The 12,577-nt window shown below is 40.9% G+C and carries 13 protein-coding genes; 11 read left to right on the top strand and 2 right to left on the bottom strand.

Features of this window, described 5'->3' with window-relative positions:
- Positions 1-468 precede the first annotated feature (468 nt).
- The 11 genes from HRT96_RS18210 to hemB all read left to right on the top strand — a co-directional run bounded on the left by HRT96_RS18210 (position 469) and on the right by hemB (position 9,566).
- Complete coding sequence (locus HRT96_RS18210) at positions 469-627, top strand: hypothetical protein (RefSeq protein WP_293159553.1); 159 nt, start codon at positions 469-471, stop codon at positions 625-627.
- A gap of 380 nt (positions 628-1,007) precedes the next feature.
- The gene (gene ubiE, locus HRT96_RS18215; RefSeq protein WP_293159555.1) at positions 1,008-1,763 is read left to right on the top strand and encodes a bifunctional demethylmenaquinone methyltransferase/2-methoxy-6-polyprenyl-1,4-benzoquinol methylase UbiE; all 756 of its coding nucleotides are present in this window, start codon (positions 1,008-1,010) and stop codon (positions 1,761-1,763) included.
- A gap of 9 nt (positions 1,764-1,772) precedes the next feature.
- A complete protein-coding gene (locus HRT96_RS18220) occupies positions 1,773-2,384 on the top strand; it encodes an SCP2 sterol-binding domain-containing protein (protein WP_293159557.1) in 612 nt (203 codons plus the stop codon).
- Positions 2,385-4,025: a ubiquinone biosynthesis regulatory protein kinase UbiB gene (gene ubiB, locus HRT96_RS18225; RefSeq protein WP_293159559.1), complete on the top strand. Its 1,641-nt coding sequence runs from the start codon at positions 2,385-2,387 to the stop codon at positions 4,023-4,025.
- A 129-nt stretch (positions 4,026-4,154) separates the two neighbouring features.
- Entirely contained in the window at positions 4,155-4,394 is a 240-nt protein-coding gene (tatA, locus tag HRT96_RS18230) for a twin-arginine translocase TatA/TatE family subunit (protein ID WP_293131926.1), read from the top strand.
- A 3-nt stretch (positions 4,395-4,397) separates the two neighbouring features.
- Entirely contained in the window at positions 4,398-4,778 is a 381-nt protein-coding gene (tatB, locus tag HRT96_RS18235) for a Sec-independent protein translocase protein TatB (protein ID WP_293159561.1), read from the top strand.
- Positions 4,779-5,534, top strand: coding sequence for a twin-arginine translocase subunit TatC (tatC, locus tag HRT96_RS18240; RefSeq protein WP_293159563.1), 756 nt, complete (start codon positions 4,779-4,781; stop codon positions 5,532-5,534).
- A complete protein-coding gene (locus HRT96_RS18245) occupies positions 5,512-6,315 on the top strand; it encodes a TatD family hydrolase (RefSeq protein ID WP_293159565.1) in 804 nt (267 codons plus the stop codon). Before tatC ends, HRT96_RS18245 begins: the two co-directional genes overlap by 23 nt.
- 118 nt (positions 6,316-6,433) lie before the next feature.
- Positions 6,434-7,882: a coniferyl aldehyde dehydrogenase gene (locus HRT96_RS18250; protein WP_366052311.1), complete on the top strand. Its 1,449-nt coding sequence runs from the start codon at positions 6,434-6,436 to the stop codon at positions 7,880-7,882.
- 1 nt (position 7,883) lies between these two features.
- Positions 7,884-8,474: a TetR/AcrR family transcriptional regulator gene (locus HRT96_RS18255; RefSeq protein WP_293159567.1), complete on the top strand. Its 591-nt coding sequence runs from the start codon at positions 7,884-7,886 to the stop codon at positions 8,472-8,474.
- 75 nt (positions 8,475-8,549) lie between these two features.
- On the top strand, positions 8,550-9,566 hold the full coding sequence (gene hemB / locus HRT96_RS18260; protein WP_293159568.1) for a porphobilinogen synthase: 1,017 nt from the start codon (positions 8,550-8,552) through the stop codon (positions 9,564-9,566).
- 118 nt (positions 9,567-9,684) lie between these two features.
- Here the strand turns inward: hemB and gppA are convergent, their stop codons facing one another.
- Both gppA and rhlB read right to left on the bottom strand, forming a co-directional pair.
- Positions 9,685-11,187, bottom strand: coding sequence for a guanosine-5'-triphosphate,3'-diphosphate diphosphatase (gene gppA / locus HRT96_RS18265; RefSeq protein ID WP_293159569.1), 1,503 nt, complete (start codon positions 11,185-11,187; stop codon positions 9,685-9,687).
- A 33-nt stretch (positions 11,188-11,220) separates the two neighbouring features.
- Positions 11,221-12,519 (bottom strand): ATP-dependent RNA helicase RhlB, encoded by a 1,299-nt coding sequence (gene rhlB / locus HRT96_RS18270; protein WP_293159570.1) that lies wholly within the window; start codon positions 12,517-12,519, stop codon positions 11,221-11,223.
- Between the last annotated feature and the right edge of the window lie 58 nt (positions 12,520-12,577).

Below are 12,577 nucleotides of genomic sequence, written 5' to 3' on the forward strand. Positions count from 1 at the left end.
GAGTCCCGTCCACTCCGCCAACAAACAACGAAAGCCTGAATCGAAAGATTCAGGCTTTTTTTGTGCCTGAAATTCAGTGAAGAACAAAACGTAGATTGTGCGGAGCGCTTATTCTTATGAGTCGTATTCAGTTGGTTAGACTATTTATTTTAAAACTGCTGCCTGTCACGCCGGGGGCGCGGGTTGTGGTTTGTAGAAAACCGTCCGCTTTCTCTTTGCCAACAACAACGAAAGCCTAAATCGAAAACTTTTTATTAGCAATAGAGGTTTTTTTTGTGCCTAAAATTCAGTGATAAAATACCGAATAGATTGTGCGGATCGCTCGTTCTGATGAATGGACATGCTCTAGGAATTTCTCTGCACTTCCACAATTCCTGTTGTAAAAGATAAGCGGCCTGCCACGCCGTTCCCGTTGTTGTATGGGTATTTCTGTGGGTCAACTTGTCCTTGTGAATATGGTAATCGGGTGTGCTGTGCTTACTTTATCGTAATAATAAATTTGTGGATATCCGTATTGAACATGGTATTTACTCTGCAATTAAACCATGCAGTGAGCTAGATAGTACCGGTTGCGATATTATTGATGGTGAAGGTGGTTTACCGTCATCTAGCTACATGTACATTTAGATACTACGCAAACAGCTGGAGAGCCAAACTGACATATGTCTGGTACTCTATTTGAAGGTATTGAACGTAATGGTATGACGAAAGTAAACTAGGTAACCTACCTGCAGACTCTGGTTATGATGCGATTAGTCGTCAGACTGCACCTCACTATGTTATCCGCACGGGTAAAATATTAGCAGAAACCAAACCAAGTGTGACGAAAATACATTTAGACAAATCAGAGATAATTAACTTTAAGCGTTAAATTTGTTTGTTCTATTCTAATACCGCTCATCAAGGCGGTATTTTTTGCCTTTTATAGATTAAATGATTTGTTTCGTTTTCAGTTGGCTCTGAGTTGCAGTAAACTAACCGCTTAAACTGATATTAAGGACAGCTCGATGACAGATAAATCAAATAACACCACTCATTTTGGCTATAAAACTGTAGAGTCCGACCAAAAGGTCGATATGGTTGCGAGTGTGTTTCATTCAGTAGCGGCTAAATATGATGTCATGAATGACCTTATGTCTATGGGTATTCATCGTCTATGGAAACGTTTTACGATTGATTGCAGTGGTGTAAGACCGGGTCATAAAATTTTAGATCTTGCCGGTGGTACAGGTGATTTAACTGCGAAGTTTTCACGTCTTGTTGGTGATACGGGTGCTGTAACGCTTGCTGATATTAACGATTCGATGCTAAAAGTGGGCCGGGAAAAATTACGTGATGGAGGTATAGTTGGTAACGTGACATATGTTCAAGCTAATGCAGAAGCGCTGCCTTTCCCTGACAATCATTTTGATGTGATCACTATCGCATTTGGCTTACGTAACGTAACAGACAAAGATAAAGCGCTGGCATCGATGTTTCGTGTATTAAAACCAGGTGGGCGTTTATTAGTTCTGGAATTCTCAAAACCAGATTCTGAAATGCTTAATAAAGTGTATGATTTTTATTCATTCAATATTCTACCTAAGATAGGTGAGTTAATTGCGGATGATGGTGATAGTTACCAATATCTGGCCGAATCAATCCGTATGCATCCAAATCAAGAAACATTAAAAGGTATGATGGAAACAGCTGGTTTTGAAAGCGTTGAATATCACAACTTGACCGGTGGTATTGTTGCGCTGCACCGTGGTTACAAATTCTAAGGAATGCTGATGCCAATCGAAATGCTTGTTACTGCTGGGATTGAAACATTTTTGAATCAATTATTAAAAGCAGATACCAATGCCGTGGATAAGATCGCGTCGCTAAAAGGTAAAGTGTTACAAGTAAATATTGCGGAGTTGCCAAAGCCACTTTATTTTATTTTTTCATCTCAGATCGATGTGTTAGTCAAGTATGACGGCAGAGCTGATTGCTGTATGGATATAAAGTTGTCGAGCCTTTCTCGCTTACAAGATAGTTCGCAATTCACTGCATTGATTAAAGAAGGTGAATTAGATATGCGTGGTGATCCTATGATTGCCAGCAAGTTTAGTATTATCTTAAAAGAGCTAGATATCGATTGGGAAGAGCACCTATCCCGTTATACTGGAGATGTTGCGGCACATAAACTACTACAAACTGCAAAATCAAGCCAAGCTTGGTTGCAAAAAAATATGACGATTGTTCGTCATAACGTTGCAGAGTATTTAATTGAAGAAATACGTCTCGCGCCTGGAGCATTAGAAATCGTGAATTTTTGTGATGAAGTGAATGAGTTAGAACAGCAATGTAAGCAATTTGAAATGCGTCTAGCCTTATTGTCGCGTAAGGATGATACATAAATGACATTGGTCGAGTTAAAGCGCTTTTATTATATCCAAAAAGTGGTGTTGGAATACGGTCTTGATGAATTGTTACCTACACAATTGCAGCCGTTATCAGCACGATTATGTCGAAAATCTATTTTTTGGATTAAAAATAAACATACAGACAAATCACCAGCAGAGCGTATCAAACTAGCATTACAGCAACTTGGTCCTGTTTTTATTAAATTCGGACAAATGCTATCAACACGTCGTGATCTGTTACCGCAAGAATTTGCCGAACAGCTCGCAATGCTGCAAGATCAAGTGCCACCGTTTGACAGTCAATTAGCGATGCAGCAAATTGAGCAGGCATTAGGTAAATCAATCGATGATGTGTTTGATGACTTTGATCCCGTGCCGTTAGCATCAGCATCCATTGCCCAAGTTCATACCGCTAAGTTAAAAAGTAATGGCGAAGAAATCGTTATTAAAATTATCCGCCCTGATATCGAACCGATTATTCGTGCTGATACCCAGTTGATGAAACGACTGTCGAAAGTATTACTGAAATTAGTCCCCGAGGCTGCACGTTTGAGACCACTTGAGGTGGTTCTTGATTATGAAAAAACCATTCTTGATGAATTGAATTTAGAACGTGAAGCGGCGAATACAATACAGTTACGTCGTAATTTCCTGGATTCTAAAGAATTATATGTACCCGAGATATATCCAGATTTCACGCATAAAAATATGATTGTGATGGAGCGAATTTATGGTATTCCAGTATCCGATATTACTGCGTTAGAAGCGCAGGGCACCAATATGAAGTTATTGGCTGAACGTGGTGTTGAGACCTTTTTTACCCAAGTGTTCCGTGATAGTTTTTTCCATGCCGATATGCACCCTGGTAATGTGTTTGTTTCTTATGAAACGCCTGAAGATCCGCGTTGGATTGGCATTGATTGTGGCATTGTCGGTACTTTAAATCGTGAAGACAAGCGTTACCTAGCTGAGAATCTGTTAGCCTTCTTCCATCGTGATTACCGTAAAGTAGCTGAATTACACGTCGATTCTGGCTGGGTGCCATCCTATGTTGATGTCAATGATTTTGAATTTGCGATCCGTACTGTGTGCGATCCTATTTTTGAAAAACCATTAGCTGAAATTTCTTTTGGTCATGTGCTGGTGAATTTATTTGCGACGGCACGTAAGTTCGAAATGACAGTGCAACCGCAGTTAGTATTATTGCAAAAGACATTATTGTACATTGAGGGATTAGGTCGTCAGCTCTATCCTCAGCTAGACTTATGGGATACGGCTAAGCCATTTCTTGAGCGTTGGGTTAAGGAACAGATGGGGCCACAAGCCGTGTTTTCTGCGGTAAAACAACGCGCGCCATTTTGGGCTGAAAAGTTACCGGAACTACCTGAATTGGTGTTTGATACGCTCACTAAGGCGACCAAGCAGCAAGCAAAATTAGATAAATTGTTTACCCAGGCGGAGCAATTTACTCAGCAACAAGCGTACGCAAACAAAGGTCGTTATTTACTGAGTTGTGGTGGCGTACTTATGATTTGTGCGGCGATCGTGTACAATCCTGATACCAGTTCGCTAGCGTCGACGTTAGCCAGTATTGGCTCAGGGCTGTTAATTGTCGGCTGGTTTAAGCTTAAATAACGGTGACAATAAGTGAGTTAAGCTAAAAAATTTATCATAGATCAGAGTGTCGTAAATATGTTATCTATATACTGTATACTGGTCGAAGTTAATAATGACGTATTCAATTATATTAAATAAGGTTATATCATGGGCGGAATTAGTGTTACTCAGTTAATTATCATTGCTGTAATTATTCTTTTGTTATTTGGGACTAAAAAATTACGTAATGTTGGTGGCGATCTAGGTGCGGCAGTTAAAGGCTTCAAAAAAGCCATGAGTGACGACGCTAAAGATGCTAAAAAAGAAGAAAGCAAAGTGTTAGAAGAAACTAACGTTGCAAAAACGGAAGTAGAAAAAGAAACAAAAAAAGATAAAGAACAGGCATAAGTTATGTTTGATATCGGATTTTGGGAAATTGTCGTTATTTCAGTTCTTGGCCTATTAGTATTAGGGCCTGAACGTCTGCCTGTTGCGATTAGAACCGTGAGTACTTGGGTAAAAACCATTAAAAGTGCGGCAAATTCAGTGAAAGATGAGTTGTCTCATGAATTAAAAATTCAAGAAATGCATGATAATTTGAAAAAAGCTGAGCAACTAGGAATGAATAATATCAGTCCTGAATTGCAAGACTCTATCGATTCTTTACGTGATGCAGCTGCCTCGGTAACGCGACCTTATGCGGATGTGAATACACCGACTTCAACCTCGAAATCTTTGGTTGAAGATACACCTGAAAAAGTAGAACAGGCAATCGAACAGGATAAAAAATAAATGGCAGCAAATCCAAACACTCAGCCTTTAATTACGCATTTAATTGAACTGAGAGATAGGTTATTACGTGCTAGTGCCGCAATTATCTTAATTTTTATATCATTAGTGTATTTTGCTAATGATATTTATCAGTTGGTTTCCGCTCCTTTGATTGCGCAATTACCGGCTGGCACAAGCATGATTGCAACAGATGTCGCGACCCCGTTCTTTACGCCGATAAAGTTAACACTGGTTGCTTCTTCTTTTATTGCCATTCCTTGGGTTTTGTACCAAGTTTGGGGTTTTATTGCACCTGGTTTGTATAAACATGAGAAAAAATTAATTGCGCCTTTGGTCATTAGCAGTGCTTTTCTTTTTTATCTTGGGGTCGCTTTTTCTTATTTTGTGGTGTTTCCTTTAGCATTTCAGTTCTTTGCATCTGCGGCGCCTGAAGGGGTAACATTTGCGCCTGATATTAGTAGCTATCTTGATTTTGTCTTGAAAATATTTTTTGCGTTTGGTCTCGCATTTGAGATCCCCATTGCCACATTAGTATTATGTTGGACGGGTGCGACTACACCTGATAGTTTACGTAAAAAACGACCTTATATTGTTGTTGCTGCATTTATCATGGGGATGTTATTAACACCGCCAGATATCATTTCACAAACATTATTAGCGATACCTATGTTGCTATTGTTTGAGTTAGGTTTATTATTTTCTCGTTTTTACGTTAAACAAGACGAGACCAAAGATGAAGAAACAGGAACTGATTGATATTGGCGTGAATTTAACAAACGCTGCTTTTCACAAAGATTTACCTGATGTTATTGAACGCGCCTCTGCCCAAGGGGTGCGTCGTTTAATTGTTACTGGCACGGATATCGCCGAAAGCCAGCTTGCTTATCAACTTACCCAAGACTATCCACAACAACTTTATGCCACTGCCGGTATCCACCCGCACGATGCCCGTCATGCGACGGATGATAGCTGGCAGCAAATTAAATTATTAGCCCAACATGATAGCGTAGTCGCTATTGGTGAATGTGGTTTGGATTTTAACCGTGACTTTTCTCCCCGCCCGATGCAAGAAGCCGCTTTTGCCAAGCAGTTAGAGCTTGCTGCCGAATTAAATATGCCGGTATTTATGCATGAGCGTGATGCTAACGAACGTTTTATTGCGATCTTAAAAGACTATCGTTCATCACTACCTGCCGCTGTATTACATTGTTTTACGGGCTCTGCGAATGATCTGGCTGCGTGCCTAGAGTTAGATTTACATATTGGTATTACCGGTTGGATCTGTGATGAACGCCGGGGTATGGATTTGCTGCAGTTAGTACGAGATATTCCTGCTGATCGATTAATGCTAGAAACGGATTCGCCGTATTTATTACCACGAAATTTGCAACCCAAACCTAAATCACGTCGTAATGAACCTTGCTACCTACCGCATGTTGCGGCAACGATTGCCGCAGCTCGTAATGAAGATATAGAATTATTATTGAGCCGCAGTTTACAGGTGACAGAGCAGTTTTTTCAGTTACCTAAGCTGTGATCATTATCACTTTCTATGGTTTGATTTATATTTTTTAAATGACCGACTAGACAAAACCGACTAAGCAGTCTATTTTAATTGACTAACTAGTCGGTTTTTATATTGAGGTGTGAGCATGATGAGCGTAGCGGAAATAAAAATGAATGATAGCGATGGTATTGATGATATTGCAGCAATGGAGCAGATTTTTTCGACGCAAAAAGAAGCCTATTTAAGCCAACCTGAATGGGATATGTCGGAACGTAAAAAACGCTTATTATTGTTTAAAGCGGCTTTCTTAGCAAAAAAAGAAGCGTTACTGACCGCTGTTTCTGAAGATTACGGCCATCGTTCTCGTTACGACACGTTAATCGCTGATATCTTACCAACGACGGCACAGTTTAATTATACTCTAGCGCGCTTAGCGAAGTGGATGAAGCCGACTCGACGTAATCCTGGTCTGTTATTAGCACCAGCAAGTGTCACCATCCATTACCAACCTATTGGCGTGGTGGGTATTGTTGTACCTTGGAATTTCCCGATTAATCTGGCTGTTATGCCACTTATTACCAGTATTGCTGCCGGTAATCGTGCGATGCTCAAAATGTCGGAGTTTACCCCGAAGACCAATCAAGTGTTAAAGCAAATTATTACATCAGTGTTTGATAGTAAAGACGTGTGCATTGTTGAAGGTGAGATGGTTTTGTCTGCGGCATTTACCAAGTTGCCTTTTGATCACTTATTATTTACTGGTTCGACGGTTGTTGGTAAACATGTAATGCGTGCCGCAGCGGATAACCTAACGCCTGTGACGCTGGAATTAGGCGGTAAATCCCCGGTTGTTGTCGCCCCTGATATTGATATCAAATTGGCCGTTAACCGCATCATGTTAGGTAAAAGTCTTAATGCCGGACAGATCTGCATTGCGCCTGATTATATCCTTTGTCCACGTGCAAAAGTCGCGGAGTTTGTGAAAGAGTACCGCAATGAGTTTAATCGCCGTTATCCAGCTGCTATGCAGAATGATGACTACACCAATATTATTGATGATCGTCAGTATAGCCGTCTTAAATCATGGTTAGAAGATGCGCAGCAAAAGGGAGTGCAAGTAGAAACAATGCAAGATGGTAATAGCCTTGATGATCAAAGACACCGTATGTTACCGCATCTATTGCTAAATGTGAGTGATGATATGCAGCTCATGCAAGATGAGATCTTTGGTCCATTGTTACCCATTCTACCTTATGACTCGATTGATGATGCGATCCGTTATATTAAAAAACGTCCACATCCATTAGCGTTATATATCATGAGTTCTGATAGAAATATTCAACAACAGATCATACGTGAGACGATTTCCGGTGGTGTTGCTATCAATGATACAATTATGCACTTTGCTGCTGACGATGCCCCGTTTGGTGGTGTTGGTCCATCTGGTATGGGACAGTATCATGGCATCGAAGGCTTCCGTACTTTTTCAAAATCAAAGACCATATTGAAACAAGGCAAATTACATTCTACGCGCTTTATTCATGCCCCTTATGGGAGTTTGATACAAAAAATAATTTTGAAATTTTTCTTGAGATAATATGACTAAATCAAAAAGAACACTGATCTTGGATGCCGCATTAGCGTTATTCACGATCAATGGTTTTCACGGCACCACGACGGCAGCGATTGCACGTGAAGCTCAAGTTGCAACGGGGACCTTGTTTCATCACTTTGCGACCAAAGAAGCGTTAATTGAAGCCTTGTACCTTGAGGTGAAAAAAGAATTTGCGCAGGCGCTGTTACAGAAAAACGATCCAGATTCGGTGTTCCCATTAACGGAGATTTGGGTTAACGGCGTCACTTGGTTAGTCTGTCAGCCACAAAAACTGGCATTTATTCTATTGTGTAGTCACTCTCTGTATTTTGATAAAAAGATCCAGCTGGCGATATGGCAAGAGGTATTAGGCTTTTTTACGCAATTGCTTAATGCCGGTATTAAAAATGGCACGATTAAGGACTTACCTATCCAGTACTTACTCACCACATGTGAGTGCATCTTATTATCCACGGCGAGTTATGTGTATGCATTACCGGCGGAAGATCAAAAGGCTGCGATTAATTCGTCAATTAGTGTAATTGTTGATGCTATTTCAGTACCAGGTGCAGATATTCACTTACTCTCGCGGTAAGATGAGCATATAACCAAGTTCAAATCCTTGAACTTGGTTGCCCAATTCGCATTCCTATCCTCGCAAGGAGATATCGTGAGTAAAACTATTCTAGGCGGCTTTCCGAACCGTCGCCCTCGTCGTAATCGTAAAAATTATTTTTCTCGCCGCTTAGTTGCAGAGCATCAATTAACGGTGAATGATCTCATCTACCCGATGTTTGTATTGGAAGGCACCGGCCGTCGTGAAGCGATTGAGTCAATGCCGGGTGTTGAGCGTTTATCGATTGATTTACTGTTAGAAGAGGCCGCTGAATTGGTCGTGTTAGGCATTCCAATGATTGCTATCTTCCCGGTAACGCCGTTAGAACAAAAAAGTTTACTGGCTGAAGAAGCCTATAATGCCAATGGCTTGGTACAAAAAGCGGTTCGAGCGTTAAAAGCGTCATTCCCTGAGTTAGGTGTGATGACGGATGTGGCGCTGGATCCGTTCACGACGCATGGTCAAGACGGTATTATTGATGACAGCGGTTATATCCTTAACGATATTACCACTGATATATTGGTGAAACAGGCGCTTTCTCATGCTGAAGCAGGCGCTGATATTGTTGCTCCGTCAGATATGATGGATGGTCGCATTGGCGCTATTCGTGCCGCGCTTGAAGAAGCCGGACATGTAAATACCCAAATCATGGCTTATTCTGCAAAATATGCATCTAATTACTATGGTCCTTTCCGTGATGCCGTGGGTTCCGCGAGTAATTTGAAAGGTGCCAGCAAAGTTACTTACCAAATGGATCCGGCTAACTCGGATGAAGCCCTGCAGGAAGTCGCGATGGATATCGAAGAGGGCGCTGATATGGTAATGGTTAAACCGGGCATGCCTTATCTGGATATTGTTCGTCGGGTTAAAGATGAATTCGGTGTACCAACGTTTGCTTATCAAGTGAGTGGAGAATATGCGATGCACATGGCAGCAATTCAAAATGGTTGGCTAAAAGAGAAAGAATGTGTTTTAGAATCATTACTTTGCTTTAAGCGTGCGGGTGCTGACGGCATTCTGACATATTTTGCTAAACGTGTAGCAGTATGGTTGAAAGAAAATAACGTTTAATGATTTAAAGAGCATGATCTTAGAGATAACTACTTTATAGGTAATCATGTCGCGTTAATAAAAAACCGAGCATCAAGCTCGGTTTTTTGGTTTTTATCATGACGATAATATATTGAGGCTAGCGCTCTTGAATACGAAATGGCAGATGCTGCTTCGCTTGTAACTCTAATTCAGATGCTAATGCCGCTGCACGTAATGGATGCTGGGCTAACCATTGCGTTGGCAAGGTGATGATTAAGGTATTTTCTGCGGCGAGAGTAAGTGAGAAATCAGGGATCGTACCATCAGTACGTCGTAAGGCTAATGTGCATGAGATTCTTAAAATACGACAAAGCAGTAACGCACTGGCGTAGCTGATTGCTGATTGTTGCGCTAACAGAGGTAAATTTAATTCATCACGCTGATTAATCAATAACGCCGACAGCAGTTGTTTCTGCGCTTTGGTAAAACCAAGCATCACGGTGTTATCGATAATATAAGCGGCATGTTGTGGCGCTTTTTTATAATCAATGGATAAACCGATTTCGTGTAAGCCGCTGACGTAAGCAAGTAAGGGACCGGCTTGAGCATCGTCTGCTGCAATGGTCGATTTTAACTGATCGAAAGCTTTTAGCGCAGTGTGTTTAACACGCTCAGCTTGTTCTAGATCTAACTGATGTTTGATCATCAATCCATTGACGGTTTGTTGGCGAACATTGTGACTGGCACGGAGTCCGGTCATTTCGTAAATCACGCCTTCTCTTAACGCGCCCCCGGCTAAAAACATATTGTTAATTTCGAGGCTTTCAAATAACGCGGTAAGAATAGCTAAACCACTGGTGAATACTGGTTTTCTATCGGTTGTTAAGCCTTTAATATTAAGGTTATCAACATGACCACAAGCAATAGCTTGCTGTTGAATATGATGTAGTTTAGCCAGTGTTATGTATTCGTTTTCACCTTGTGCAACCATTATTTCTTGCAGGGCTTGGATTGTACCGGAAGCGCCGATACAAGTATCCCAGCCTAAGGTTAAATACTTTTCTTGCAGAGGGTTCAACACCGCTTTTGCCGCATCAATAGCTTGCGTAAAGTTATGTTGATTGAGCTTTCCATCGGTAAAATAGTGTTTTAACCAAGTGACACAACCCATTTTAAAGCTATAAAGTAATTTAGCTTGGGCTTGTTCACCAATAATGAGTTCAGTGCTCGCACCGCCAATATCCACCACTAAACGGTTACCTTGACCACTGCTGGTATAGGCAACGCCTTTGTAGATAAGTGCGGCTTCTTGTTCTCCGGAAATAATATTTACCGGATGAGCCAATATTTTTTCTGCTGTCGTCAGAAATTCCGCGACATTATTCGCTAAGCGTAATGTCGCCGTGCCAACAATACGAATATTCGCAGTCGGAATATCCTGTAATTGTTCTGCAAACAAACTTAAGCAATCCCAACCACGTCGTAACGCGGCTTGGTCAAGATTATTGTTTGCATCAAGGCCGCCAGCAAGTCTCACTTTGCGTTTAACTTTAGCTACAGTTTGTAGACTATTGTTAATTTCACGAACAACCAGCATATGAAAGCTGTTTGAACCAAGGTCAATGACAGCATATAAATTTGACGAACGTTTTTTACTCACACTAATCACTTTATCTATAAACAAACTATTTAATTAATGGGTTTTGTTATGCGTATTATGCTGACGTTGGCCAGTACGACGTGTTCTGTTATTGCGATCATTCATTGTTCTTGAATTACCTGGACGCGCACGTTTAATATGCACAGGTCGTGGTAAATCAGTTAGAAGCGCTGATTTATCGTAATGACAAACAGGGATCGTACTTTCAATGAATTCTTCAATCGCGGGTAAATTATAAATGTATTTTTCACAAGCGAAACTAATTGAATGACCTTCTGCACCAGCACGACCAGTACGACCGATTCGGTGTACATAGTCACCACAGTTATCAGGTAAATCGTAGTTAAATACATGACTAACGGCTGGAATATGTAGACCACGAGCGGCAACATCGGTAGCAACTAAGATATCTAATTTACCTTGGGTAAATTGTTCTAGAATACTATTACGTTTTTTCTGTGGAATATCACCAGTTAATAGACCAACACGGTGATTATCTGCTGCTAAGTGAGCCCAAATGTCTTCACATTTGTGTTTAGTGTTAGCAAATACAATCGCGCGTTCTGGCCATTCTTCTTCGATTAGCGTTTGTAACAGAGCCATTTTGTCATCATTTGACGGGTGGAATAGCTCTTGAGTGATGCTGCTGCCTGTCACTTTTTCTGCAGCTACGGTCACTTCTTCTGGTTCATTCATGTGCTGATAAGCCAGTTCACGAATATCCCAAGTAAAGGTAGCTGAAAACAGTAAGTTTAGGCGCTGTTTTGGCTCCGGCATTTTACGCATTAAATAGCGTATATCTTTAATGAAACCTTGGTCCAGCATACGATCGGCTTCATCAAGTACTAATGCTTCAACACCAGACAAATCCATTGCTTTTTGTTTTTCAAAATCAATGATTCGGCCAACAGTACCAATAATAATATCAACACCTTTTGCAAGGTTATCACGTTGAAGATCGTAGCTTTCGCCACCATAAACCAGCCCCATTTTAAGGCCTGTCGCTTTAGCGATTGGTAATGCATCTTTATGAATTTGAATTGCAAGTTCGCGAGTTGGCGCTAAGATAATGGCGCGAGGCTTATTTTTTGGACGATCTTCAGCGACTGGTTTTTTCAATAAATGATGGAAAATAGCGGCTAAAAATGCAATCGTTTTGCCTGTCCCTGTCTGTGCTTGACCGGCGACATCTTTACCTTTGATGGCAAATGGCAAGCTAAGCGCTTGAATTGGTGTACAATATTCGAAGCCTGATGCTTCTAACCCAGACAGTACGTCGGCATTAAGGCCAAACTGGGAGAACTTATGTTCTGTAAGATGTTTTTTGCTCATTTAATTAGCATATCAGGTTAAGCTTGCATTAAGAACTTAAATATATTGAAATAGGGCA

This window comes from Moritella sp., from assembly GCF_013215705.1.
In the GTDB taxonomy this organism is placed as follows: domain Bacteria; phylum Pseudomonadota; class Gammaproteobacteria; order Enterobacterales; family Moritellaceae; genus Moritella.